Annotated in this window: 22 protein-coding genes; 2 read left to right on the plus strand and 20 right to left on the minus strand. The window is 59.4% G+C overall.

Going from position 1 to position 26,461, the window contains the following annotated elements; translation table 11 throughout:
- Positions 1-112 precede the first annotated feature (112 nt).
- The 5 genes from HMPREF2708_RS08120 to lepA form a co-directional block, all read right to left on the minus strand.
- Positions 113-685 carry a histidine phosphatase family protein gene (locus HMPREF2708_RS08120; RefSeq protein ID WP_070833824.1) on the minus strand — a complete coding sequence of 191 codons (573 nt, stop codon included), beginning with the start codon at positions 683-685 and terminating at the stop codon, positions 113-115.
- Positions 686-734: 49 nt separating this feature from the next.
- Positions 735-1,682, minus strand: a complete 948-nt coding sequence (locus HMPREF2708_RS08125; protein ID WP_070833825.1) for a hypothetical protein — start codon at positions 1,680-1,682, stop codon at positions 735-737.
- Between the two features lie 178 nt (positions 1,683-1,860).
- Positions 1,861-3,444 carry a cation:proton antiporter domain-containing protein gene (locus HMPREF2708_RS08130; protein ID WP_070833826.1) on the minus strand — a complete coding sequence of 528 codons (1,584 nt, stop codon included), beginning with the start codon at positions 3,442-3,444 and terminating at the stop codon, positions 1,861-1,863.
- A gap of 76 nt (positions 3,445-3,520) precedes the next feature.
- On the minus strand, positions 3,521-4,537 hold the full coding sequence (locus HMPREF2708_RS08135; RefSeq protein WP_070833827.1) for an ankyrin repeat domain-containing protein: 1,017 nt from the start codon (positions 4,535-4,537) through the stop codon (positions 3,521-3,523).
- Positions 4,538-4,549: 12 nt separating this feature from the next.
- Positions 4,550-6,397 carry a translation elongation factor 4 gene (gene lepA / locus HMPREF2708_RS08140; protein ID WP_141762935.1) on the minus strand — a complete coding sequence of 616 codons (1,848 nt, stop codon included), beginning with the start codon at positions 6,395-6,397 and terminating at the stop codon, positions 4,550-4,552.
- 162 nt (positions 6,398-6,559) lie between these two features.
- Here lepA and HMPREF2708_RS08145 point away from each other — a divergent pair, with 162 nt between their 5' ends.
- Both HMPREF2708_RS08145 and rpsT read left to right on the plus strand, forming a co-directional pair.
- Positions 6,560-7,174, plus strand: coding sequence for a type II toxin-antitoxin system PemK/MazF family toxin (locus HMPREF2708_RS08145; protein ID WP_070833828.1), 615 nt, complete (start codon positions 6,560-6,562; stop codon positions 7,172-7,174).
- 271 nt (positions 7,175-7,445) lie between these two features.
- The gene (rpsT, locus tag HMPREF2708_RS08150) at positions 7,446-7,712 is read left to right on the plus strand and encodes a 30S ribosomal protein S20 (protein WP_070833829.1); all 267 of its coding nucleotides are present in this window, start codon (positions 7,446-7,448) and stop codon (positions 7,710-7,712) included.
- A gap of 353 nt (positions 7,713-8,065) precedes the next feature.
- On the opposite strand, the gene holA is transcribed toward rpsT, so the two are convergent.
- From holA to HMPREF2708_RS08220, 15 genes are all read right to left on the minus strand, one after another.
- On the minus strand, positions 8,066-9,124 hold the full coding sequence (gene holA / locus HMPREF2708_RS08155) for a DNA polymerase III subunit delta (protein WP_083321900.1): 1,059 nt from the start codon (positions 9,122-9,124) through the stop codon (positions 8,066-8,068).
- The gene (locus HMPREF2708_RS08160; protein WP_070833830.1) at positions 9,121-11,121 is read right to left on the minus strand and encodes a ComEC/Rec2 family competence protein; all 2,001 of its coding nucleotides are present in this window, start codon (positions 11,119-11,121) and stop codon (positions 9,121-9,123) included. The genes holA and HMPREF2708_RS08160 overlap by 4 nt, the downstream gene beginning before the upstream one ends.
- A complete protein-coding gene (locus HMPREF2708_RS08165) occupies positions 11,105-11,890 on the minus strand; it encodes a ComEA family DNA-binding protein (protein ID WP_246840390.1) in 786 nt (261 codons plus the stop codon). The genes HMPREF2708_RS08160 and HMPREF2708_RS08165 overlap by 17 nt, the downstream gene beginning before the upstream one ends.
- 126 nt (positions 11,891-12,016) lie before the next feature.
- Complete coding sequence (locus tag HMPREF2708_RS08170; RefSeq protein ID WP_070833832.1) at positions 12,017-13,360, minus strand: DegV family protein; 1,344 nt, start codon at positions 13,358-13,360, stop codon at positions 12,017-12,019.
- Complete coding sequence (locus tag HMPREF2708_RS08175) at positions 13,350-14,057, minus strand: histidine phosphatase family protein (protein WP_070833833.1); 708 nt, start codon at positions 14,055-14,057, stop codon at positions 13,350-13,352. The genes HMPREF2708_RS08170 and HMPREF2708_RS08175 overlap by 11 nt, the downstream gene beginning before the upstream one ends.
- Before the next feature lie 2 nt (positions 14,058-14,059).
- Positions 14,060-14,518 (minus strand): ribosome silencing factor, encoded by a 459-nt coding sequence (gene rsfS / locus HMPREF2708_RS08180; protein WP_070833834.1) that lies wholly within the window; start codon positions 14,516-14,518, stop codon positions 14,060-14,062.
- Positions 14,519-14,606: 88 nt separating this feature from the next.
- Positions 14,607-15,377: a nicotinate-nucleotide adenylyltransferase gene (nadD, locus tag HMPREF2708_RS08185; protein ID WP_070833835.1), complete on the minus strand. Its 771-nt coding sequence runs from the start codon at positions 15,375-15,377 to the stop codon at positions 14,607-14,609.
- 21 nt (positions 15,378-15,398) lie between these two features.
- Positions 15,399-16,742, minus strand: a complete 1,344-nt coding sequence (locus tag HMPREF2708_RS08190) for a glutamate-5-semialdehyde dehydrogenase (protein WP_246840391.1) — start codon at positions 16,740-16,742, stop codon at positions 15,399-15,401.
- A gap of 14 nt (positions 16,743-16,756) precedes the next feature.
- Positions 16,757-16,909, minus strand: a complete 153-nt coding sequence (locus tag HMPREF2708_RS11110; RefSeq protein ID WP_016422316.1) for a hypothetical protein — start codon at positions 16,907-16,909, stop codon at positions 16,757-16,759.
- On the minus strand, positions 16,910-17,623 hold the full coding sequence (locus HMPREF2708_RS08195) for a class E sortase (protein WP_070833837.1): 714 nt from the start codon (positions 17,621-17,623) through the stop codon (positions 16,910-16,912). It abuts the gene before it with no gap.
- Positions 17,624-17,797: 174 nt separating this feature from the next.
- Positions 17,798-19,147, minus strand: a complete 1,350-nt coding sequence (gene proB, locus HMPREF2708_RS08200) for a glutamate 5-kinase (protein ID WP_048735120.1) — start codon at positions 19,145-19,147, stop codon at positions 17,798-17,800.
- Positions 19,148-19,245: 98 nt separating this feature from the next.
- A complete protein-coding gene (gene obgE, locus HMPREF2708_RS08205) occupies positions 19,246-20,760 on the minus strand; it encodes a GTPase ObgE (protein WP_070833838.1) in 1,515 nt (504 codons plus the stop codon).
- A 257-nt stretch (positions 20,761-21,017) separates the two neighbouring features.
- A complete protein-coding gene (gene rpmA / locus HMPREF2708_RS08210; protein WP_016422312.1) occupies positions 21,018-21,275 on the minus strand; it encodes a 50S ribosomal protein L27 in 258 nt (85 codons plus the stop codon).
- A gap of 40 nt (positions 21,276-21,315) precedes the next feature.
- A complete protein-coding gene (gene rplU, locus HMPREF2708_RS08215) occupies positions 21,316-21,624 on the minus strand; it encodes a 50S ribosomal protein L21 (RefSeq protein ID WP_005511541.1) in 309 nt (102 codons plus the stop codon).
- 383 nt (positions 21,625-22,007) lie between these two features.
- Positions 22,008-26,093 (minus strand): translation initiation factor IF-2 N-terminal domain-containing protein, encoded by a 4,086-nt coding sequence (locus HMPREF2708_RS08220; RefSeq protein ID WP_070833839.1) that lies wholly within the window; start codon positions 26,091-26,093, stop codon positions 22,008-22,010.
- Positions 26,094-26,461 lie beyond the last annotated feature (368 nt).

The raw sequence follows: 26,461 nt of genomic DNA on the forward strand, positions 1-26,461 counted from the left end.
AAAGAAATTACTGGGTGGAATGGGTGCCATTGAACGCGGACTCCGTTTCTTGCCGGGAGATTCACATCATATGCTGGCAGCTCTTAGGCTGACAGGCGAACGCTGCCGGCGGTTACAACCCCCGCGAGAGGTTCCAGCGCAGAACCGCAGGTCGATCATGGTAGCGACCGAGCACGGACAGGGATGCAGTATTCAATGGGAAGGACTGGCCAAGTTCGATGGGCAGTTCCAACCAGGCTGTGGTGAGCGCACGCAGCGAGTGACCGTGGGCGAACACAATCGCCTTGTCTTCGCCCGATTCACGCACCCTTTTCACCACTCGCTCAACTCGCTCACGGACTTCCTCCGCGGTTTCGCCATTGGGCACACCATGAGTCCAAATCTGCCAATCGGGAACAGTCTTTTGCACTTCCTTCGAGGTAATCCCCTCGTAGTCGCCGTAGAACCATTCCGCAAGATCCTCGTCGACCTCAAAGTCGTGGAATCCCGCCAACCGAGCGGTCTCCTGTGCGCGCTGTCGCGGCGATGCCAACACCAGACCAAAGTCCTTCGGATCCAGCCAGCCGTTCAGAGCCTTGGCTTCCTCCCGACCATTGTCGGTTAGAGGAAGGTCAGTTATCGAGGTGTGCTGCCCAGTGCGTGACCACTCAGTTTCGCCGTGCCGCACGAGATACAAATTAGTCATAGTTCCAGCTTAGGCTTATTTGAAAATGCTGTTAGCCACGATAACTCTGCTAGCCCATCACGGGGTCACGGACTTCCAAGCCACGCTCCGGGTCCTCACACACCGTTACAGCCTGCAGCTCTTCTGACCGTGCGAATGTCGGCGAGCTACACGTCCAGTCCCCTACTTCGGCAGTAAGTGTGTTGCCGGTGCCCTCTGATTGCTTGATTTCGTCGTATCGGTCCAGCACATCCATGGCCTCAGCACAGGTCATCTCGCCCTTGGCCACTTCCGCCAGTCGATGTCCTTCCATGGCACCGCAGGTCATTGGTGCTCGTACCAGCGCGTCCGTACCCTGGTCGTAGTCCGTCGCAGGCCTCGTCCCCTGAGCTGCAAGCTCCTCTACGGAGTCAAACACCGTGCCAGAGGTTCGAATCTTTTTGTCTTTTCCTTCAATGGCAAAGGCCGCACCATCCGACTGGCACACCAGCTTGTTCGCATCCGTCTTCGCACACGCAACATTGCCGAAGTCCGTCCACTGACCGTCGTCAAGCTCCTCTTCAGCAGATGGCATCCCTTCGATAAGCGTGTACGCAGCACCCGCAGTGTCCAGCATGATCGCCCCCGGCGACTGTGGAGGAAACGGTGGCATCTCCACATCCGGAATCGACGGATCAGCCTTGCCAGTGCACGTCACCCCACCGTCAGAAGAAAAACACTCGCTCTTCTCCCCATCCAGCATGACATAGAACGCCTTCATTCCATTCATGCTGAACCGTTGGACATCAATCTTTTGTAATGCGCTTTCGTCGAATCCGATACTGTCCTCGGTGCTGACGTCGCTCGCGTCCTGCGTCAGCGACGGCATCTTCGCATTATCACCCTCGCTTGCCGACGTCGGTTGCGGTTGCACCGCACTCTGGTTGTTGTTGCTTTGTGCGTCGGCAGTATCCCCCGTATCCGAAGAAGCGCAGCCAACGAGCGTTCCGAGCATGACGACAACAAAGCCCGCGGTCATGCGGAAAGTCGCACTGCGACTGGTTCGAAGATGACTCGCGGGCATATAGTCTTGGGTGACTCGCATGCACTTAGTTTAGCCACAAAACAATCTGTTGGCTTGCTATTGGCGGTGCTTTTTCGAAAATGGCGGCTGAAGTAGTCCAACCGTCGCCATCCTCGGTGGCCACGGGAATGACCTAAGAACGCCCCCTGAGTGTTTCCACCGCACGGTCGGCGAGCTCCTCACCAGCACCGTCGTAAAGATAGACAGCCATATCCGCGCCGACGTCGAGAAGCTGGCTCTTAAAACTTTGCACCTTCGTAGTCGTAGCAACCACAGCTTCGGTGTCCTGCTTACGGATGCTTTCAATCATGTTGTACGTCTCGGCATGCTCAGATAGCGCCAGCACGTACAGCGCTGGTTTCTTCTCCAACTCAATGTGGTGCCACAGCTCTGGGTCTGTCACGTCGCCTGGGATGACCTGATAGCCCTTTGCTCGGAGGTAGCCGATGCGGTCTTCGTCAAAGTCAACGCCGAACACATTCATGCCGTATTCATTGACGAGCCTGCCGTAGACACCAACACCGACGCGTCCCATGCCCATGATGAGGGCATCGGCATTATCAATAATGATTTTTGCCTCTTCTGGAACCAGGCGGTCCTCTGGGGTTTCCGGGACGAACTTCTGCAGGAAGCTGACCAGCTTGTCCTCATACGGCACCAAAAGCGAGCTAGCTATAAAGCTACCCGCCACGGCAACCGCCATGATTGAGGTCCACTCATCGGGCAGAATGTCCTGTTGCGTCGCCGCCGCCATCACAATCAGGCCGAACTCCGAGTAGTTACTCAACGTCAGACTCGCCAGCGCACTCGTGCGCAGCGACAGTCCATTGCGCTTGAGAATCCAGATGAAAATAATGGCCTTGAACACCAGGAACAGGACCACAATCGCAGCGATGACGTAGCCACCAGCACTTGGCAGACCACCGAGGCCAATTTGGATAAAGAACGCGACCAGCAGCAACTCGCGGATACTAATCAGAGCTTTCGAGAGACGCTCCGAAATTGGGTGCGAGGACAGCAGAATACCGGCCACCAGGGACCCCAGCGAGCCGGACAGCCCTGCCAGTTCGAAGGCCGAGTAAGCGGCCACAGCAATACCAATACCCGTGAGAACCAGCAGCTCAGTGCGAAACATGCGGTTGGGAAGACGCGCAGCCAGCGGGCGAATGAAGAACAACAGCGGCAGCGCCAACGCCCATAGCTCCGGGGTCTTGCCCGACGAAGCCACCAGAACACCGACCGCGATAATGTCCTGCAGAATGAGCACACCGATTGCGATTCGACCGATTGCCGAAGCACTTCGGTTCTGCTCCTCCAGATGACTCATCACAAACACCGTCGACGAAAAAGAGGTAGCAATGCCGATATAAATCAACGCGGTCACCGACAGCCCCGTGAGTTCACTCAGCGGCAAGAAACTGGCGATACTAAACAACGCCGCAAAAACCACCGTGTTGAAAAACGCATGCCCCAGTCCCGAAAAGACCACTCGCGGTGCCACGATATCCTTCGGATTCAGCTTCAGACCGATGGTGAACAGCAAGGTAGTAACACCAAGCTCGGCCAGCGAATCAATGAAAGGGATTTCCTCGAGCCCCATTGCATGAACGGCGAAGCCCGCTCCGAGAAAACCAATCAGCGGCGGCAGTCGAAGCAAAGAAGCACCGAGCCCGCCGATAATCGAAAACAGTATTGCTGTTAGGTATACGGATTCCACCCATCAACGATAACGACTGACACCACTGACAAATGCAGAGGTTGGCCATTAACCGTTCTTTGCCACCCGACTGGGGCTAGCGTCGGTACGGGACCTCGCCCAACGCAATCGGCTGCGGGTGTTTTTCAACCCACGCGACCGCTGCTTCTGTCAACGCATCGATGTCTGCCTCCCCAGCTTTACGCCGCTTTACGACGGTCATTGCCTCCTCGGCAGCTCCTACCGTCTCCAGCCAGAAGTCGGTCATCTTGACGAAATCTTCGTCCCAGTTGACGTAGCCCATCTCCAGCGCCTCATAACCGAGCCGACCAACGATGCGGATAATTTCGCCCTGCACTGTCGCGGCTGCACCACCATTCGGCACCAGGTAGTTCCAGAGGTATCGGAACTGACCGTTGATCGACTTGTCTGCGGGGACAATAATGTCGCTGTACCCGTCGTGTGGCGTAATCACGTCCGGACGTTCCGCACCGATACGCTCATAGAGTCGGTCCATGACTGGCTGGTACTTGTCGCGCTGCTTCTCTGACATGCGGTTAAAGCGGCGCCCGAATTTGGTGAACTCTTCGCGCACTTCGTCGTCGATTTCCGAACCAGCGTCCAGGAGCACCTCGATACTCTCTAGGACTCGATTGAGGGAATCGGTATCGGCAGCAGCGACGGCCTCTTTGAACGCTGTCCGGCCGTGACCGAGCCGGTTCTCGCGGTGGAGGTCAGCGCCATTTTCCAGCAGAAGCGCAATGGCTTCAGGCTGATGATTCATCGCTGCTTGAAAAAGAGGCCAATGCTTGCCGGCTTCGATGTCCGCACCGCAGTCGAGCAAGACCTTCATCCGTTCGATATCGCCCCAGTACGCGTGCTCAGCCAAGGCTGTCTTACCGAAGCGGTTCTCGGTGTTTATGTCGAGGCCCTGGTCGATCAGCCAGCGCATGAGCTCTGGCAGAGTGCCACGGAGCGCTAGTGCAGTGTCCTTGCTGTAACCGAAAACCGCGTCGAGCGCGCAGGTGTTATAGACCGCTTTCAGCACATCCATGTCACCGGCTTCGAGCAGCTCTTCGAAGTTCTCGACCAGTTTCTTCCGCTTCCGTGGCATGCTGTTTCCCCTTTACTTACCGCCCTCGTCGGTGGACAGCGCAGCCACGAATGCCTCTTGCGGCACCGAGACCGAACCAATGTTCTTCATACGCTTCTTACCGGCCTTCTGCTTCTCCAGCAACTTGCGCTTACGGGAAATGTCACCGCCGTAACACTTGGCGAGGACGTCCTTGCGCAGTGCACGAATGTTCTCGCGTGCGATAATCTTCGAACCGATTGCGGCCTGGACCGGGACCTCGAACTGCTGGCGAGGAATCAGTTCGCGCAGCTTCTTGGTCATCTTGTTGCCGTACCACTGTGCGTTGTCGCGGTGGACGATAGCGGAGAACGCATCGACTGCCTCTCCCTGCAGGAGGATATCCACTTTGACCAGGTCCGCCAGCTGCTCACCGGCATCTTCGTAATTCAGCGAAGCATAACCCCTGGTACGGGACTTCAGCATGTCGAAGAAGTCGAAGATAATCTCGCCCAGCGGCATCTTGTAACGCAGCTCCACGCGATCCTCGGACAGGTAGTCCATACCGCCCATTTCGCCGCGCTTCTGCTGGCACAGCTCCATGGTGGGGCCAACGAATTCACTCGGCACAACGATGGTGCACTTGACCATCGGCTCGTAAATTTCGCGGAGCTTACCCTCCGGCCAGTCACTCGGGTTGTGAACGGTGACCTCAGAGCCATCCTCAGTGACCACGCGGTAGACAACGTTTGGAGCTGTCGAAATCAAGTCCAGGTCGAACTCGCGCTCCAGGCGGGCGCGGGTAATCTCCATGTGCAGCAGACCCAGAAAGCCACCGCGGAAACCAAACCCGAGAGCCACCGAGGTCTCCGGTTCGAATGTCAACGAAGCGTCGTTAAGCTGGAGCTTTTCCAACGCATCGCGCAGGTCAGGATAGTCGGCCTGAGAAATTGGGAACAGCCCGGAGTAGACCATTGGCTTGGGCTCTTCGTAGCCTTCCAGCGGCTCCTCCGCCGGCGTGGCGTTCAACGTGACGGTATCACCGACCTTGGACTGACGAACGTCCTTCACACCGGTGATGAGGTAACCGACCTCGCCGACTCCAAGGCCCTTACACTTCTTCGGCTGCGGTGAAACAATACCGATTTCCAACAACTCGTGCTTGGTGCCAGTGGACATCATCTGAATGACTTCACGCGGCTTGAGCTGACCATCAACAACACGAATGTAGGTGACCACACCACGGTAGGTGTCGTACACCGAGTCAAAAATCAGCGCACGAGCAGGTGCCTCCGGATCGCCGACCGGCGCAGGGACAAGCTCACAGACACGGTCGAGCATTTCCTCAACGCCCTCACCGGTCTTGCCCGACACACGCATGACATCCTCCGGCTCACAGCCGATGATGTGCGCAATCTCCTCCGCGTACTTATCCGGATCCGCGGCGGGCAGGTCAATCTTGTTCAGAACCGGGATAATCTCCAGGTCGTTTTCCATGGCCAGGTACAGGTTGGCCAGCGTCTGCGCTTCGATGCCCTGAGCTGCGTCGACAAGCAAAATCGCGCCTTCACACGCCTCCAGCGCACGCGAGACCTCGTAGGTGAAGTCAACGTGACCAGGCGTATCAATCAGGTGCAGGACAATCTCTTCGCCCGCGTGCTTGCCTGTGCGCGGAACCCACGGTAGGCGCACGTTTTGAGCCTTAATGGTGATGCCTCGTTCGCGCTCAATATCCATATTGTCGAGGTACTGATCGCGCATGTCGCGCGCCTCCACAACACCCGAGAGCTGCAGGATTCGGTCCGCCAGGGTGGACTTACCGTGGTCAATGTGCGCAATGATGCAGAAATTTCGAATCCGTGAGGGGTCCGTAAAAGTCTGCTCCGCAAAATTCTTGGTCACGTTGGGTCTACTCCGAAAAATAAAGACGTTATGGGCAGTGGGGCGCGGCGTTGGCCGACCCACATGCGCCGGCCTCGAAAACCGACCAGCCGGGCTTAAATACAATCACGCACAATCTTACCTATCGATTCCCTCCGCACTAAACCTCTAGACTTGGTTTTTATGAGCTCCACTTCGTCCACCGATCAAAATGAACGCGAAAGCTGGCCACGCCGCCTGCGTAATCGCCTCAGCGCGCGTCTTTTCGCCGGTACCGAGTGGTTCCGCGGCCCCGACACGCTCGATGAGGCGCTGTTTAAGCTCAACACGCAGCTAGGTCTCGCCCAGGACACCTCGCTTTCCGACGAGTCCAAGGAGGCACTACTTCGACTGCGAGATTCGGTGACCATCGCGCGTCCGACCGCGGAGCTGGCCCGCACAATCGTCTACAGCCCCGATATGGATGGCCAGGCCGACCCTGGCGAAGTGGTGTGGATTCCGCTGCAGCTCGAAGGCGAGGATGCCGCTTTGCGTGAACGCGCTGTCGTCGTGGTGGGCCGGCATGACCAGTACCTGCTGGGCATCCTGATTTCTACGCGCGCAGAACACAGTGACCACCCGGAGTGGCTGTTTATCGGCAGCGGCTCGTGGAATGAAAACCCAAAACCGTCGTGGGTTCGTATGGACCGCGTCCTACTCGTGCCGGAATCTGGCATTCGCCGCGCAGGCGCAGTTATGCCCCGCAAACGCTTCGAAATCCTCGCCTCTCGGCTACGCGGGGACTACGGCTGGAATTAGGTGCGGCTGGAACTGGGACGTGGCTGGAATTAGGCCGCGCTGTTTGCTAGAATTCTGCAAGTTGTTTACCGTTGCGTTCCTTTGCGGCGAGCGCGGGCAGGACCTTGGGTTCGCGTTTTCATCGCCGCATAAGCGCAGTGCGCGGTTTGATCTCGCTGGTTGATTAGTTTGATCCGCAGGGGTTCGAGCCGAATTTTGCACTGTGATCAGGACTTTTCTTGGTGGCGGGCGGTAACAATTCCAACTACTACGGATACAAGAGGTATTCACGATGGCAAACATTAAGTCCCAGATCAAGCGTAACAAGACCAACGAGAAGGCTCGCCTGCGCAACCAGGCTATCCGCTCTGCAGTCCGCACTGAGATCCGCAAGTTCCAGGCTGCTGTTGAGTCTGGCGACAAGGCTGCTGCTGAGGCTCAGCTGCGCGTTGCTTCTCGCAAGCTGGACAAGGCTGTCACCAAGGGCGTCTTCCACCGCAACACTGCGGCTAACAAGAAGTCCGGTATGGCTAAGGCTTTCAACAAGCTGGAGGGCTAATCCCCTTTTGGCGCTGTGCTGTTTCAGCGCTGCGCTTGCGTCGTGCTAGTGCTGCTTTTTGCCGCGCTTGCACCGTGAAAAATAACCGCTTCCTGCTATTTTCCGATTTTTCATTTCGGAATGTGGCGGGAGGCGGTTTTTATTATTTAATCCCAATGCGAGTTAGTGACCCCGTTTATGTTTGGCGATGGCGGGCCGATGCGAGTTACTGATTGCGTTTATGTTTGGCGACGGCGGGCCGATCCGAGTTACTGACTGCGTTTATGTCAAAAATGGGCTGAAAAATGGCTTGAAAGTGTCATAAACTCACACAGTTTCCACAGAACTGAAGCTCCCACGGGGACCCGAACTACTTAACGTCGATGCGACAAATGCGCCAGCTCCGCGATACGAAGCACCGACTGTTCCAGCGACAGCTCGGGAGTCGACGAGGCTCCCTTGGTGTCCGCATCCAGTTGTGCCGCGACAACCACAGCGCGAGCAACCGCAGGGGTTGACCAGGCAGAGGCCAACCGCTGAGTTTTCTCCAACTTCCACGGCGGCATGCCATAGCGGTGGGCATCTCTACGCGCATTGACACCACGCGCGCCGTGAAGCCGAGCTACATCACCGACCATTCCCGTGATTGCAGCCGACAGCAGTGCCGGTGCCATGCCCAGCTGCAAAGCCCGGCGCATCTTGGCCAACGCTTCCCCACCGCGACCGCGCAGTGCTAGCTCAGCGATCTCAAAGCCCGAGACCTCCGCCGACGCGCCGTAGTAGGTGCGCACTGCCTCCGAGGTGACCTTGCCTGCAGTATCTGCACAGAGCTGGGAAATGGCGGTGGCCAACTCGCGGAGGTCCGAACCGACCGCATCCAGGACGGTATCAATGACATCGCGACGCACCTTAACCCCGTGTGCAGCAAACTCTTCGCCAACGAAACCGGGCAAGTCATTTCTCTTGAGCGGTTGTGCTTCGAAAAAGCGGACGCCTAGCTTACGCAGGTCAGCCACCATCTTCTTCTGACGGCCCTCGCCACTGTGCAGGAGAATCAACGTGATGCCCGGCGCGGGATCTTTAACAGAATCCAACAACAGCTTGGCGGGTTCCTTACCCGCATCCTGGCAGTCGGTGACAACCACAATGCGGTCATCCCCAAACAACGAGGGGCTGAAAAGCTCCACTGCGTCAACAGTGGTCATGTCCCCTGCGCGGATGGTGGTCACAGGCACCGAGCGTCCACCCGGATCGGACTCCGTTGCTGCCTGCGCGCGGACGGCAGCGACAATGGCGAGGCGGGCGCGGTCTTTCAGCAGCTCCTCTTTGCCCACAATCAAATTCACGGGTGCGACGGCGCTCAATCCCGACCTCTTTTCCGCGTTGATTCCTGCGACTGTTATTTCTAGCCTACGGGACAGCCCGGATTTCACCTCCCTCGCCAGACGTCACCATTCGAATAGAGAGCTTGTGGCCCATCTCGCTGTGGACACACCACAGGAATGTGCTCGGGGGTCATTACGATTTCTCGCACGCGCGGACCACACTCGCGGGCGACAAACCACTGCGGTGAGCTGCGTGATTGGGGAACTCTGCCGCTCACGGATTCAGCGATATACGAAGGGGACTCCACCACCACCGTTTCTATCGTGGGATTATCAACGGCTGGATCGAGCCCCTGGGCATGCCATGTCATTTCCTCGGTGATTCTGAGGGCAATTCGGCACTGCCGGCTGAGCGGGGTTGGTGCAGAGCTGCTGTCCGGATCTCGCACAGAGCGGTCAACAGAAGCGCCATGGCTGACGGGCCCTTCGACGGCACCCGCGTGAATGAGAACAATCTGATTCTTCTCAGCACAGGCGGCAAGCTTCCACCCTAGTGGGGCACGCGCAATGTCGAGGCCGAACACCCAAATAACGGCATGGCTACCGGCTGCCAAGACCGCAGCACAGGCCCCAGCGCGAAGCGCAGGACGGGGCCACGCCCAGAGCGTCGTCAAGCATGTAAGTGTAAGCGTGCAGGAGACGACTAACGTGACCGTCCCAGTGGCGGGCGCGACGATGCCTGCAGTAAGGCGTGCGACCTGATAGATCCACCACGCGCATGGCGCAGCACACCAGAGCAGAGCGCTGACCAGCCAATTGAGATGCAATGCGGCGGCAACGGCAGCGAGCGAACCGGCGATAGTAACGGGTGCGACGGCGGGTGCGGCGAGCAGATTAGCGAGCAGTGAGATATGGCTGATTTCGCCGACGAGAAGCGCCAATACGGGCATGGTGACCACGTGTGCGGCAATCGATACGGCGATGGCGCGGACTACTGGGGCGGGCCAGGTCCCCATAACGGTGGTGGCGGACAGACGTCTGGCAAGGGGCTCGGCAAGAAGGACTAGCCCGGCGGTGGCTGCGACCGAGAGGGTGAAGCCCACTGATACCGATAGGTCTGGTGCCAGGAGAATCAATCCAATAATGCCAGCCGATAGCGCCGCGATGGCTTGGCCAGCTCGTCCTACGAGAATAGCCAACAGCCCAATGCAGCCGGTGACCACTGCGCGTAGCACTGAGGGTTCTGTGCCCACGATTGCTACAAACCCATACAGGGCAACCGCGGCGACTGCGACTCGCACTCGCGGTCCAGCCCAGGAGAAAACCGCCACGACAGCCCCGACAACAAGTGCAACGTTGGCTCCAGAGACGGCTGACAGATGTGAAAGCCCGGAAGCAGTCATCATGTCGCCGTCAGCGAGGGTGAAACCACGCTCATCGCCGATGGCCATGGCGGGTATGAGGCGGTCGGGGCCAAAGGGGAGATTCTGCGCCGAGTCAAAGAGCTGCTGCCTCACGTCAGCGGCAAGCCCCTGTGGTGGCGCAATGACCTCAACATCTCCGCGTAGATTCAGCTGGATTCCGCTGATGCAGGGTTTGCTGGCCGCACGTATACCGGCTGTGGATTCAACTACGGTGTCTCTCGTGACCGACAACAGTGACTCGTCGCCAAAAAGCGTCACCTGCCCAGGAAGGCCCTCGATGCGTGCCTTCGCACTGGCCCCGAATTCGGTTGCTTTCGGCTCCGTGACCAGGCGCAACTGCACTTTCGCCATTCTGCCAATGTCGTGATGGAGCTCGTGGGCTCGGGCTCGCGCTATGCGGATTCGCGTGGCTACCGCAACGCTGGCCACCGACACAGCTGGCACCAGGATAGTGGCGATCGCTCGCCAGCCGGATGTCACCGCGCCTCTTCCCCATCGCCACGACCAACGCTGCCACGCCCACGGCAACACCACCGAAGTCACGATTGTGCACGGTGCCACAACTATCGCCCATTCTGGGCGCATGATCACTGCCACCGCAGTCGCCCACGCCAACACCGCTGCTGGCACTAGCCGCACATCGAGCCCAGCACGAGCGCGCAGGTCAGACGGTGGCGACATCGCGCAGAGCCTCTACCTTCGCCGGGCCGATTCCCGGAACCTCCTCAAGTGCGTCGATACTCGCAAAAGGCCCGTTCTTTTCCCGAAAGTCGATGATTTTGGTCGCCGTTGCGGGTCCGATTCCGGGCAATTCCTCCAACTGAGTGGCGGTGGCGGTGTTGAGGTTGATCTTTCCACCCGCACCGGAAGTACCGCCAGAACCAGGCACACCGGATTTACCGCCAGAACCTCCAGAACCGCCAGAAGCATCGGCCCCACCCTCCGCCGTCCCTGCTGGCAACGCCTCTGTCCCGACCACAATCTGTTGACCATCAACCAACGGCGCCGCCAGGTTCACACTGGCAGGATTAGCCTCCGGCAAAAGCCCACCCGCACGCTCAATTGCCTCCACCACTCGCGCGCCCGCTGGCACCTCCACCACGCCTGGATTCACGACCAACCCCACCACCGACACAATCAACGGCCCTGCCTGTGCCTGAGCGTTAGTCTCCTTCCCCGGACCACCCGGCGTCTCCGCTGAGGTTTCGGTCGTCTCCGGTGTCGTCCCCGCGACAGCCGCGTCCTGCACCGCAGGCATCTCTACCTGCGGCGACGACGGCCATACCACCGCCGCAATTGCTCCCAGGGCCAACACCGCAATCACAATGCACGCGGCCATCGCCACCCGCGGCGTCACCACCGCCCGGCGCACGGAAAAGTCCACCGCCATGCGCTTGTCTTGATCAATCGGTTCCAGGTAGTCCGCCAGCCGATTCCGCAAATTCGTCACGATGCGCACACTAGCGCCCCGCCCCACACCGCACTCCCGCGAAAGCACCTGTCGAAGCGTCATCTGTGGATAAAAAATGACCTGCGGAGGTTATCCACAGGTCACATCATCTGCTCAGTTCAGCCGCTATTTCTTCTTCTCATCGCCGTCATTATCACGCTTGTCGCTTGACGACGACTCCTGCGATTTCTCCCCTTCGGTGCCAAATACAGCTCCCTCGGGATCGGACTTATCGCGCAGCGCCAAATCAGAGATAGCCTTCGCCAGACGCTCAGCTTTATCCAGGGCTGCTTGGCGGTTCTCACTCCACGTCGGCAATTTAGAAACCGCCGTGGTGAAAAGCGGAATTCCCTGTTCATTAGTCACGACTGTGCGACGGATACGCTTATTGCGGTTGCGACTAGCAGCCGGATTTTCAACTGCCTTCACCGCAGCCTGATCGGTGATCGGCTCACCTGAGTCCGTGGTGCCAGCGCTTTCAGCCAAACCATCCGTGTCAGCAGAGTCACCGGAATTGCCTATGCTCCCGGAATCATCTTCCACTGCGTCGGTGACCTCAGCTCCAACAGCAGCCGCGTCACTCTCCTCCACACTGTGGAGCAGCGCTGTCACACCCATCTCTGCTTCAAAATCCATGGCACCCGAATCAATCGAGCCACCGGAAACCATGCCAACTGCATAGGCTCCCTGCCCGACATGAGCAGCAAGCGACTCCGGCAAATCCAGGATTCTAAACCGGGTATCGTCGGGTAGCTCTTCGGCAAGCATGGCCTGGAGCTCGTGGACGTCGTCAAGCGCGTCGGAATGATGCAGCAATACTGCAGGCGGACGGTTCGCCGATGACGCAGACCGCACCATCTTCGTGGCAAAATCCACCATCCGCTGCTTGACCTTCGCTTCTGTACGGCACTTGGCGACCAGTGCCAGTGAGCCATCTTTGATGCCAACGATGGGTTTGATAGCGAGAGCCGTAGAGAGCATCGCTTGGCCCGCGGAGATGCGACCGCCACGGCGCAGTGAATCAAGCTTTGGTACGAATAACCAGAGTCGATAGCGCTGCAGCACATCACGGGCGACATCAGCAACCTCATCACGACTAGCCCCGGCTCTTGCGGCCTTGGCTGCAGCGATGGCAGCGGCACCGACTCCAGCTCCTACGGTGTCGGTGTCGATAACGGTCACGCGGTCCAGCGCACCGGCAGCCGTGACAGCGTTCGACCAGGTCGCGGACATTCCCTTGCCAAGATGCAGGGCAACAACGCCAGCGTCAGAGCCATCCTTGTTGGAGCGTTCCAGCGCACGCGCATATGCGGCGCACAGCTTCAGCGGGCTAACTGCCGACGTGGTGACGGCGTCTTCATTGATGTCATGGCCGATGGGAACCACGGTGATATCGAGCTTGCGGGCAACCTCGGGCATCAGACACGCGGTGTCATCGACAACAATGCGAACGCGACCGTCACCGGGCATGGCGGCCTCCTGAAGAGGCAGAAACCTGCGACTCCCGCACGCGAACCTTCGCATTAAAAGCATTCAGGTACCAAGAGGTCTCACCATTGACGCGCGTGCGTTGCTCCATTTCAACCCACGCAGTGTTGCCCAGGCCGTTAAACGTGCTGAAATAGTCGCGCGGCAGCTGCAGCAGGGCTGCGGTAGCGGCAGCAATGGCACCACCGTGGGACACGAGCACAAAGGTGTCCGACTCCCAATCGGGGTTAGCTGCTAGCTCAGCAATGACTGCCAGCACTCGGTTGGAGACCTCAAAGCGGGTCTCGCCGCCCTTGGGTGCCCAGTTGAGGTTATGACGCCAGTGGTCACGCATACCGGGAAACGCGGAGTCAATCTCGTCGTAGGTGCGCTCTTGCCATTCACCGAGGTTGGTCTCACGCAGGCGCTTATCAAAACTCAACTCTGCGCCGGTGGCCTCAGCTAGCGCGCGGGCGGTGTCAGCTGCCCGGGTCAGGTCGGAGGACACGATTTTTGTGATTCGCGGTTCAGCCTCCGCCAGGTACTGCGCCGCAGTACGGGCTTGCTCGCGGCCGACGTCGGAAAGCTGCGTGTCCAGCTGTCCCTGAATGCGGCCGGTAGCGTTATACGACGTCTGCCCGTGCCGCAGCATAATCAGGCGACGTCGAGCGGCAACATGTGCCTCGCGTGAGCCCGCCACAGTTAGAACTCGTCCGTGTCCGGGTTTTCGGCAGCCAGCGGAATCTCGTCGATGGAACGAGCATTGCGGGCGGAATCTTCGCCGTCCTCGTTGCTCGGCTGCTCGACGCCTTCGACCTCGATGCGCGGGCAATCGCGCCACAGTCGATCCAGGCCGTAGAAGTCGCGTTCTTCACTGCGGAAGACATGCACGACGATGTCACCGTAATCCAGCAGCGCCCAACGTCCCTCACGGACACCTTCGCGGCGAACCGGCTTTGCGCCGAGGTCACGCAGATCGTCCTCAATTTCGTCGACGATTGCGGCAACCAGACGCTCATTGTCAGCACTGACCAGGACGAATGCGTCCGTAATCACCACTGGGCCAGAGACATCGAGAACAACGACGTCCTCACCCTTTTTGCTATTGGCGGCCTTCGCCGCGGCGGTCGCCAGCTCAATGGCGCGTGGTTGTGCAGTCACGAAAGACTTCAGCTCCTTGTGATTAAAAAGTCGTGAAAAACAGCGTTTGTACTTGTAACTTACCGCCTCAGCGGGATTTTGCTAACTTTCAGTCGTCGGTATCGGACTTCCCATCCACCGGTGCGGCATCCACCGACGCCGCATCCTCGGAGGTCGAGTTCACCGATGCGGGGCCCACAGAACCAACCGTGCCCTCAGCAGACTGGTACAGACCCCGCTTAGCGATGTACTGGACCACACCATCCGGCACCAAGTACCACACAGGGCGTCCTGCCTCCGCCCGCTTTCGACAGTCGGTGGAAGAAATAGCCATCGCGGGAATCTCGATGAGGTGTAACCGCGAGGCGTCGATTCCCTCCAGGTCCTCTGCACGCAGGTGAACTCCTGGGCGAGTGACGCCGACGAACGTTGCTGCGTCGAACATCTCCTCCCAGTCCCGCCACGTCATAATCTTCTGCAGCGCATCGGCACCGGTAATGAAGAACAGATCCGCATTGGGATAGATGACCTTCAAATCCCGCAGCGTATCGACGGTATAGGTCGCACCCGGCCGGTCAATATCAACCCGCGAGACCGAAAACTGCGGGTTTGACGCGGTGGCAATGACCGTCATCAGGTAGCGATCTTCGCTGTGAGAGACCTTTCGGCCGCGCTTTTGCCACGGTTCACCCGTGGGCACGAAAAGCACAAAGTCGAGGTCAAAACGGTCTGCCACCTCGCTGGCGGCAACCAGGTGACCATTGTGGATTGGGTCAAAAGTGCCACCCATTACGCCAATGCGCTGCCGGGGCGCTTCCGCCGACTTTGCTGTCAACGCGGCGTGTACCCGCGACCGCACACTTTTCCTGCGCTTAATCATGACTGGCACTTTACCTGGGCACTACGGACGGGTCTGTCCACGACCAGCCAGAACCCACTTGCTGCTGGTCAACTCCGGCAGCCCCATCGGGCCACGGGCGTGCAGCTTCTGAGTGGAAATACCAATCTCTGCGCCGAAACCATACTGCTCACCATCGGTGAACGCAGTGGAGGCATTGACGCTGACGGCGGCAGCATCAACACGGTCGACGAACTCCTGGCACACTCCCCAGTCACGTGCAGAGATAGCTTCCGTGTGTCCCGAGGAGTACTCAGTGATGTGATCAGTTGCGGCCACAACACCGTCGACGATGCGCGCGGCAATGTCTAGCGAGAGGTACTCATCCGACCAGTCTTCCGCCGTCGCAGGAATGACCTCACCAGTCCACCCAGAGGCCGCCAGATTATCGACATCGCCGTGGACCGCAACCCCCGCGTCGGCAAGCGCGTCCAAAATGCGGACCTGGTCCTGCGCGGACAGCGCCGAGTCAATGAGAACCGTTTCGGTGGCGTTACAGACGCTCGGACGGCGGGTCTTGCCGTTAATCATCAGCGCAATCGCCTCGTCGATATCGGCGGAGGCATCGATGTAGATGTGGCAGTTGCCAGTACCGGTCTCAATGGTCGGCACCGTTGCCTTCGTCACGACGGCCTCAATCAGACCGGCACCGCCGCGCGGAATCACCACGTCAACCAGGCCACGGGCAGTGATGAGGTCCTGCACTGAATCGTGGGTCTCACACGGCAGCAGCTGGACAAGGTCCTCCGGCGCATCGTGGTTGGCCAGCACCTCACGCAAAACCGCGACCAGCTGCGTGTTGGAATGGACAGCGGACTTGGAGCCGCGCAGCAAGGCCACGTTGCCCGACTTCAGCGCCAGACCAAACGCATCGACAGTAACGTTCGGGCGAGCCTCGTAGACCATGCCCATCACACCCAGCGGAACGCTGACCTGGGAGAGCTTAATGCCGTTGGGAAGAGTGCTTCCACGCAGCACCTCGCCTACCGGATCCGGCAGTGCCGCAACCTGACGAAGCCCACCGGCAATACCCTCAACACGATCGGCGTCAAGACGCAGGCGATCCAGCAGGGAGTCACTAAAACCACGAGCCTTACCGGCCTCGATATCCTTGGCGTTGGCCACCAGAATCTCTTCAGTACGGGCAACCAGCGCATCTGCGGCGGCCAGCAGGAGCTCGTTCTTGCGTGCCGACGTAAAGCGCGACAGCTCTCCCGCGACAGCCTTGGCACGCTGTGCCTTATCTAAAACCTCGGCGCGCTCAGCAGCACGCTCCGGGCTAAGAGCCGAATCCTCGGCAATACCCTGTTGATTGGTGTTAGCAGTTTCGTTCGTTTGAGCAGTCATGCCTACCAGCATAACTAGAGCGAGACATCATTTGAAGGAATTAGCTCAGCAACCCAAGGAAAGATGTAATTCATCAACAGCAGGAACACGATGACGGCAATCACGATGGTGATAATCGCTTTCACCCACCACGGCCCCGGTAGGGATCGCCAAAAAGCTGCGTACATCTAGTTGACCTCCTTGGTCTCAACACCGGCGAGAACCGCGTGAATAATGAGACGATGAGTGTTGTCCCACTGCGGATGGCAGGTAGTCAGCGTAAGTAGAGTGGCGTCACCGACCGGATTGAGGACATCGGACCGGTCCGGAGTAACGATGTGCTGGCCAGGAATCTCGGGGACGTTAGTTCCTTCTGGCACACAGTCGAAGCTTTCCCCTGCGCCAGCCATACCGTCGACCGGCAATACCTTGTAGCGGTAAATAGCATCACGCGTCTCTACAGTGATGTCATCGCACGTCTGCAGGCGGTCAATGTTGTCAAAGGGAGCTCCGTGGCCGTCACGGTGAGCGGCGTAAGAGCTGTTGCCCACCTGCCCCGGAAGGGCTGTGCCCGGATAATGGCCGGGGCCACCGCCCAAAACTTCCTGGGAGACACCTTCAAATACGACAAAATCGCTAAAACCGGCCTTAGGAGCCGAAATCAGCGCCACCGCGGCCCCAGGCATCCAAGAGCCCTCAACAGCTGGTTCCGTGCCTTCTGGCGCCGGAACTGGGGCGGACACCGGTGCAGACCATGCCTGCTGCAGCTCCTCACGAGCCTGCTGCTGAGCTTTCCCGGTCTCAAGACCAGACCAGTACAGCAGAAAAAAGGCGAAGAGCGCCACCAGCACTCCAGCTGTCAAGAGCAACTCGCCGATGACGCCAATAATTTTCGATAACACACTTAGGATTATGCCCGAAAGCTCCTCATCCAGGCAGTCTGCACTCAGCCACTCATCCCCCAGTCACTCATCCCCCAGCCAGTCCGCACTCGGCCAGCCTTTGCCGAGGCACCTCTATCCGGGCGCGCCCAGGTGTGTGTCTTTAAGCGCTGCAGCTCTCAGCGCAACACCCTCCTAAGCGCGGGAAGCGAAATCCGACAGGTAGTCGGCATGGACGACAGGTTTCTGCATGTCATTCGGCAATTCCTCGGTGTGGTAGCCGATCATGCCCAGCAGTTCCTCGGAGTCATAATTGACCTCGCCGCGACCGATGACTTCGCCACCAGGACCGATTAGATCGACGATGTCGCCGGCGGAGAACTCACCGTCAACCGAGGTAATACCGACCGGGAGCAGCGACTTACGCATGCGGGTCACGGCATCCACTGCACCGGCGTCCAGGCGAAGCAGTCCCGAGCTGTCCGCTGCGTAGAGCATCCAGAACTTCCAGGCGCTCAGGCGGTTATCCTTCGCGGCGAAAGCGGTTCCCACATCTGCTTGGTCCAGTGCTCGCTCAATGTTGGACGCCGAAGTCAGCAACACCGGCACCCCGGCACGCGAAGCCAGGCGTGCGGCAGAGACCTTCGAGGCCATACCACCGGTGCCCAGCGCACCGCCGTCACCGGCGATAACACCTCGCAAGTCGTTACCGCTGCGCACCTCCGGCACAAAGGTTGCACCGGGATCGGCCGGGTTGCGGTCGTAGAGGCCGTCGACGTCGGAAAGCAGAATCAATGCATCGCAGTACGCCAGGTGACTGACCAGCGCGGCGAGGCGGTCGTTGTCGCCGAAGCGGAACTCCGAGGTCGCGACCGTGTCATTTTCGTTGACAATTGGCACCGCGCCCAGCTGGCGCAGACGGTCGATAGTGCGCTGGGCGTTGCGAGCACGCGAACGCACACCTGCATCGTCCGAGGTCAAAAGCACCTGTGCAGAAGTGCGACCATAGCGCAGGAAGGAGCGTCCCCACTCCTGTGCCAGGCGCACCTGCCCCACAGCTGCAGCCGCCTGCTTGGTCGCCAAATCAGTGGGACGCGAAGTCAGCCCCAGCGGCCCCATTCCGGATGCCACTGCGCCGGAGGACACAACGATGACATCGCTAATGCCCATACGCTTCTCCAAAGCATCGGCGATGAAGTCGATGCGCTCGGGATCGGTACGACCGTCAGATCCGGTCAACGAGGAAGAACCAATCTTCACCACGACACGCTTCGCGGTCCGAATTGCCTCACGAGTTTCGGAATCGAAACCGCCCTTGGTTCCCGGAGATAAATTCTCAGTCGCCTTTTCAATCTCAGCGACGGTGGACTCGGGATTGTCGTGAAGCAGCTCGTCGACCTCCTCACGGGAAATCGGCGCGTCCGATTCAGACTTCGGCGCGGTAGCTACCGGGGCATCTAATGCATCTGCTCCGGTGACGTCAACATCGTTGGCAACGGTGTCGGAAGGGATAACTGACTCACTCATTTCACTGATGGAAAACATGACGGTCTCATTTAATTCTGACCATATAATTGTTTAAACAATCAATGGCAAAATGCAAGTTTGAAGTCTTCGCTTGCCGACGACGCTGTCGCCCGCGCCTATGAATACCGGTCGCGAATAGCCTCTTCACCATCTCCAAAATCGTACTCGTCAATCAGACCACGGCGGGCCTGCGATGCACGCTTACGCTGCTCGGCGCTGGTGCGTTCGTTGACATAGAGACGATCGTCGGTACCACGGCCACTCGGCACGAAGTCATCGGTGCCCGCGACCTGCTGCGGGTACCACTCGAAGGTGAGATAGGAAATAGTCACCGGGCAGCCAACTGTTGCCCCAGCCTTTGCCAGGGCATCTTCTACACCAAGCTTGGCCAGGCGGTCAGCCAAGTAGCCGACTGCCTCGTCGTTTTCGAAGTCCGTCTGGTTAATCCAGCGCTCCGGCTTACGGCCACGCACAATGAACCCGTCTGGGGTATTCGGATCGCGCTCGATGGTGAAGTCCGCGCCTTCGCGCTTCTTGCCACGCACCCCTTCCGGACGGATGACCACACGGGGCTCCTGCTCTGTTGGCAACGGATGCGCCTTGCGGTAGGCGGCGATCTGATCCTTCAGGCCGTAGGTCAGCTCCTTGAGCCCCTCGTGCGTCACCGTGGAGATCTCATAAATTGGCCAGCCGAACTTCTCCAGTTCCTCGCGCTGCATGTCAATCATTTCGCGAGCATCGGGCAGGTCAATCTTGTTTAGCACGATGACGCGCGGACGCTCTGCGAGATCCCCAAGCCCCACGTCGGCCTTCAGCACCGACTGGTAGTTGGCGAGTTCCGTCTCCAACGCCTTGATGTCAGAGACCGGATCGCGGTCGCCCTCCAGAGCAGCAGCGTCCACCACATGCACCAGCACAGCACAGCGCTCAATGTGACGCAGGAAATCCAACCCAAGACCACGGCCTTCAGAAGCCCCCGGGATAAGACCCGGCACATCTGCGATGGTGAAGGACTCGTAGCCAACGTTGACTACACCCAGGTTCGGCTGCAGCGTAGTAAATGGGTAGTCACCAATCTTCGGCTTAGCAGCGCTCAAGGTGCTGACCAGCGAGGACTTTCCGGCCGACGGGAAGCCCACCAGTCCAACGTCTGCCATGGATTTGAGCTCCAAGACAAGATCCTTAGCCTCACCCGGCTCACCGAGGAGCGCGAAGCCCGGCGCACGGCGGTTCTTGTTTGCCAGCGCTGCGTTGCCCAGGCCACCGTAACCGCCCTCAGCGGCAATGAAGCGGGCGCCCTTACCGGTCATGTCCGCCAGCACTTCCCCATCCTCGGTCATCACAACCGTGCCCTCCGGCACTCCGAGAACCAGATCCTCACCACGAGCACCGTTGCGGTGATCGCCCGCGCCCGGCTTACCGTTGGCAGCCTTGATATGGGGGTGGAAGTGGAAGTCCATCAGAGTGTGGATCTGAGGGTCTACCACAAGCACAATGTCGCCACCGTGGCCGCCGTTACCGCCGTCAGGGCCGCCGAGCGGCTTGAACTTTTCACGCAGCACCGAGTTACAGCCGTGACCGCCGTCGCCGGCCTGCAAATGCAGCACGACACGATCTACAAAACGAGACATAAAATCACACACACTTCCGAGCGGAGAGCCATCTTCTAGTGCCTGGAGTAATGCCCTAATTTAAGCGAGCCGACGGGCAGAAGTCTAGGCGGTAACAAAACGCTGCCTCGCAACCTAACGGCGCGAAACAGGACATAAACAACAAAAGAGCCGATTACCTTTCGCAGTGGGAAAGGAATCGGCTCTTCTGCAAGGCAGTTAAACCTGCCTCAAATTCAACGTTGCAGTAATCCTAGGCGGACAACCGAAGGTTGTTCTTAGGAGTTGTTCTCAACGATGCTGACAATGCGGCGGTTGCGGCGGGTACCGAACTCGACTGCGCCTGCCTTCAGAGCGAAGAGAGTGTCGTCGCCGCCACGGCCAACGTTCTCACCCGGGTGGAACGAGGTACCGCGCTGACGAACGAGAATCTCGCCTGCCTTAACCTGCTGGCCGCCGAAGCGCTTCACGCCGAGGCGCTTAGCTTCGGAGTCGCGGCCGTTGCTGGTGCTGGATGCACCCTTCTTAGTAGCCATGATTTTCTCCTAGGGAAAAGCTAATTGGAATTTCGGCGGTTTACTTGGAGACGCCGGTGATCTTCAGAACAGTGAGCGGCTGACGGTGGCCGTAGCGGCGCTTGTAGCCAGTCTTGTTCTTGTAGTGCATGCCGCGGATCTTCGGGCCCTTGGCGGCCTCGACGATCTCTGCGTTAACGGTAACGTTGGCAAGCTTGTCGGCATCCGCAATGACATCTGCGCCATCGACGAGCAGAACCGGGGTGAGAGCCACGGACGAACCCGGCTCACCCTCGATCTTCTCGACCTTGACGAGGTCACCTTCGGCAACCTTGTACTGCTTGCCGCCGGTCTTGACGATCGCGTACATAGGAGGGCTACCCCTTTATCTGAGAAACTCGACTCAAGGAATCTTTGTAATTCCTTGACTGGACAATGGAATTGCGATTAGTTGCGTGTGCAGAACACTTCAGGGACATACCCGAAAGCCAAATCCGAGTAGATTTCCCCGCTCTGGCCGTTTCCTTACCGCCAGCGCCTCAAGCACCAGTGGGCATGACCAGATACGCCTACTAATCAGCGACTGGTCAAGAGTAGCGAAAAATCCCCCTAAATTACAAACTGCCCGAGTAAGACCCTGTCCCCTATTGGTTTTCACGGTCTTCTCGGGCAGTTTCCGAAGCCATTTTCCACTCCCTGCTTTGGGGAACGAAAAACAGCCTCCTATCTGGCCTTACTCCAGATGTTTAATACCTAGTTCCGGCCGCTTCGGCGCACCGCACGACGCACTCGGCGGCGACGATTGGCCGGTTTCGTCTGCGGCGCCGCAGCACCGCGATTAGCCTGCTTCTGCTCTGGCTTAGTAGCGCGGTTTGAAGCGCCCTGTCGCTGCTTCGGTGCAGTCGCTCCGGCATCGCTTTGCGACGAGACCCTGCGCACCGCCCGACGGCGATTACGGCGAGCTCCCGTGCCCTGGACCGCTACCACTTCAACCCGCGATTTGCCCGAGCGACGGCCACCGCCGCTGCGGTCGGCGCTGCGGTTGCTGTCATCGTGGTTGTCTTTCGCACGATCTCCGCCCTTGCTGCCTTCAGCGTCCGCCTTTGGCTTAGTGGACTCGAAGTCCTCGCGACGCGGTGCGCGATCCGAGCGGGAGTTACCGCGAGTCGGACGACGACGGCGTGGGGAACGCTCGAACGCCTCCTTGGCCTCCTCATAGGTCTGGGACTCCGCGGCCGCAGCCTTACCAGCCTTGTTAGCGTTGCCGCCCTTGTCATCCTCGGCTGGCTTCCGCACATCTGTAGTGGAAGCTGCCTGGGACTCGGCCTGAGGCGCAGTGGTCTCATCCACAGCCGTACGGCGAACAGCGCGACGACGGCGACGTCGAGCACTGGCGCTGCTGGAGCGCTCAGCGTCGCCGCGGCCTCCACGGCCGCCACCGTTATCGGCGCGCTCGGCACGCTCTGCACGGCTCGGGCGCTCCGAACGCTTGCGACGATCGCCATGTTCTTCGTCGCGGTCATCAGCGTCGCGTGCAGCCGAATCAACGGTGACATGCTCCGCTACCCGGCGACGCGTAGCCCGACGGCGGCGGCGCTGTCCCTCCTGCGGCATGTAACGGTCATCCGATGGCTCTTCCGGATCCTTCTCACGGGCTTCCGCAACAGCTGCGGCTGCCAGAGCAGCCAGGTCATCGGAGCCCTCCGAACGCTCGTTGCGCTCATCACGCTCGCGGCGCTCCTGACGGCCATTTCCGTCCTGTCGCTGCTCATCGTTTCGGCCCTGGCTCTTACGAACCCGGCGACGACGCGGTGGCTTCGGCTCATCGTTCCCAGAAGAGACAATGACCGCTTCGACAGCAGCTGCGACACGCTTGTCGGCTGCGTCCTTATCGCGCTGGTTGGTCTCCGAGTCGTCGTCAAGCGTTGCCTTGGAAGAGCCTGCCTGGTCGCCCTGATTGCGGTGCATGGCCAGCGCGGCCGGGTGGTTGGCCGGATTGTGCTCCGCGCGCGACTTGTTGCGGCGCTTGGACTTACCCTGCTCTTCGTTGCGACGACCGTTCTTGTGACCACGGCCCTGATTGTCCTGCTCGACCGGGTCGATGTGGATAATCAGACCACGGCCATTACAGCAGCTACACGGCGTGGAGAAGGTCTCCAGCAGGCCTGTGCCCAGACGCTTGCGCGTCATCTGAACGAGGCCGAGCGAGGTCACCTCGGAGACCTCGTGACGCGAGCGGTCGCGGCCGAGCGCCTCCTTCAGACGGCGCAGCACCAAATCTTGGTTTTCCGGCAGCACCATGTCGATGAAGTCGACGACGATCATGCCGCCCAGATCGCGCAGACGCATCTGGCGGACGATTTCCTCAGCGGCCTCCAGGTTGTTGCGAGTGACCGTCTCTTCCAGGTTTCCGCCGGCGCCGGTGAACTTCCCGGTGTTGACGTCGATGACCGTCATGGCCTCGGTGCGGTCGATGACCAGCGTGCCGCCCGAAGGCAGCCAGACCTTGCGGTCGAGTGCCTTGGCCAGCTGCTCATCGATGCGGAAGTGCTCGAAGACATCAGCGCCGCCGTGCTCCTTGGCGAAGTAGCGCTGCAGACGCGGCTCCAGCTCCGGTGCCAGGTCGCCGATGTAGTCCGTCACTGTGTTCCACGGACGGTCGCCCTCCACCACAAGACGCGAGAAGTCCTCGTTGAAGACGTCGCGAACGACCTTGACCAGCATGTCCGGCTCTTCGTACAGCGCAATCGGCTTTGCCCCACGCTTCGCCTTCGCCGCCTCGGAGGCTTCCCAGATTTCCTGCCACTGCGATTCCAGGCGCTTAATGTCGGCCTCGATGGCCTCCTTGGACACGCCCTCGGCCGCGGTGCGAATAATCGTGCCCGAGCCCTCCGGCGTAACCTCGCTCAGAATCGACTTCAGGCGCTTGCGCTCTGGCTCCGGCAGCTTGCGGGAAATACCCGCGCTCCGGCCGCCCGGCACGTACACCAGGAATCGACCAGCCATCGAGATGTGGGTGGTCAGACGCGCGCCCTTGTGACCAATCGGGTCCTTGGACACCTGCACCAGAATCTGGTCGCCGGCCTTCAGCGCGTGTTCAATCTTGCGCGAACGCGACTTCGTGCCCAGCAGCTTCCAGTTCAGGTCACCTACGTAAATGACACCGTTGCGGTCGGTTCCGATATCAATGAACGCCGCTTCCATGCTGGGCAGGACGTTCTGCACGCGACCGAGGTAGATATTGCCAATCTGCGTGGTCTGCGTGTCAGAGGTAACAAAGTGCTCGACCAACAGGTCATCTTCCAGCACACCAACCTCAGTAACAATGCCCGAGTGGTCATGGCGCTTGCGCTCACGCACCACCATCGTGCGCTCCACCGACTCACGGCGAGCCAGGAACTCAGCCTCCGAGATCACGTGGCGCTTGCGCGATTCCTCACGACGCTCGATACGGCGACGGCGCTGCGCCTCCAGGCGAGTCGAGCCCTTAATCGCCTGCGGCTCTTCGACCTCCTCGCGGGTTTCCTCTTCCTCGCACTCTGCCTTTTCGGTGGTCTTCTCCGCCTGCTGAGCATCATCATTGCGACGTCCACGTCCACGACGGCGACGGCGCGGCCGCGGCTGACGCTCCGTTTCGCTTGACGACGAGCCGTCCTGCCCCTCCCCCGCGTTGTCATCGGAATCCTGGTTGGAGGCACCGCTGTCAGCCGAAGCTGCATCCTCGGTGGCCGAATTCTTGGCCGTGGCCGGGACAGCCTGCGGAGCCAGGAAGATAGGCGCAAACGCGGTCTGCTCTTCCGCAACCGGCGGCTCCGGGACTACCGGCGGCTCGATGTCCTGCAGGGCTTTGTCCTGAGTTGCCTGTGTATCCTGCGGTTCTTGCGCTTCCTGAGTTTCCCGAGTTTCTTCTGCCAATGGAGCGCTGGTCGTGCGGACCGCACGGCGAACTCGGCGACCACGACGTGTGGTCACTGCAGCGCTCTTTGCAGCAGGTGCTTCGGCGGACGCTTCCTCAGCGGAAGTTTTCTCAGCGGTCTCGGCTACGGTGTCGGCAGCATTCTTATCGGCAGCCTTCTTATCTGCAGACTTCTTCGATGACGACTGAACTACAGCCTCAACCGCTTCCTCGACGACCGAGTTCGAGTCCTTCTGCTCGTCCTTCGCTGCGGTTTCTTCCGGAGCTCCAGCGGTCTTCTTCACAGCCCGCTTACGCGTTGCCCGCTTCTTAGTCGTGCTCTTCTTCTCGTCGCTCTGCTTCTCTTCAGCCTGCTTCTCTGCGCTCTGCTTTGCCGAGGATTTTTTAGCCGAGGCCTTCTTGGTGTCCTTCTTCTCGGTCACTTCCTCAGCACGCGCTGCGTCCGACTCCGCTTCGCTTTGAGCTGCCTTCTGGTCGGCCTTCTTTTCTGCTTTCGGCGCAGCCTTCTTTGTGGCCTTCTTCGCAGCCGACTTCTTGCTGCTCTTCTTAGCAGCTGATTTCTTCTCGGACTTAGCTGCGGTTTGCTCGTCCGACTTCTCATCCGCCGCGTTCGGGTTATCTGCCGACTGTTTTTCCTTCGCCGTCGGCTCTTCGCCGGTTGGCTTGGTCGCAGCGGATCCGTCGTTAAGCGAGGCATCCTCTGGATGCTCGCCGATGAAATTCAGCACCGCGTCGAGCTGATTTTGATTAATGGTGGACGCAGCGGACTTTACGACAATCCCCGCGTGCCCCAGTGCTTCGATGGTTTCCTTCGAGGTCAACCCCAAGCTCTTGGCCAGGTGGTGGACTCGAGTTTTCAGAGCCGCTGACTCACGATCAAATTCGCGTGCCTTAGCGACAACATCCTGGCTGAAATTTGCCACTGTATTTGTTTCTCCTTGACACCCCACCACGCAAAACCCGACAACAGGAAGCGCACTCTTTGTCATTCCATGTGCGCCTACATCCGTTGTGGCCTTGGAACCCAGGCGGAGCAACGATGTTGCGACAGCCACTTCATTTGCGCCATATGCGCAGATAGAGGACCGAAAACGATGAACAATTATGAAAGTCTTATTGGCAGGCCTTCCGGCTGGCTCGGGGATTCAGCGATCACATGCGGATTATTTCATCCACCGGAGCGAACTCCCGGGCACTACTGCTGCTGTCTATTGTCGCACATATCGAGCAGGTGGCGCGCACCGACATTGGCGACGGCGGGCCAATCCGAGTTACTGACTGCGTTTATGAC

It is taken from the genome of Corynebacterium sp. HMSC073H12 (assembly GCF_001837775.1).
Classification (GTDB): Bacteria; Actinomycetota; Actinomycetes; order Mycobacteriales; family Mycobacteriaceae; genus Corynebacterium; species Corynebacterium amycolatum.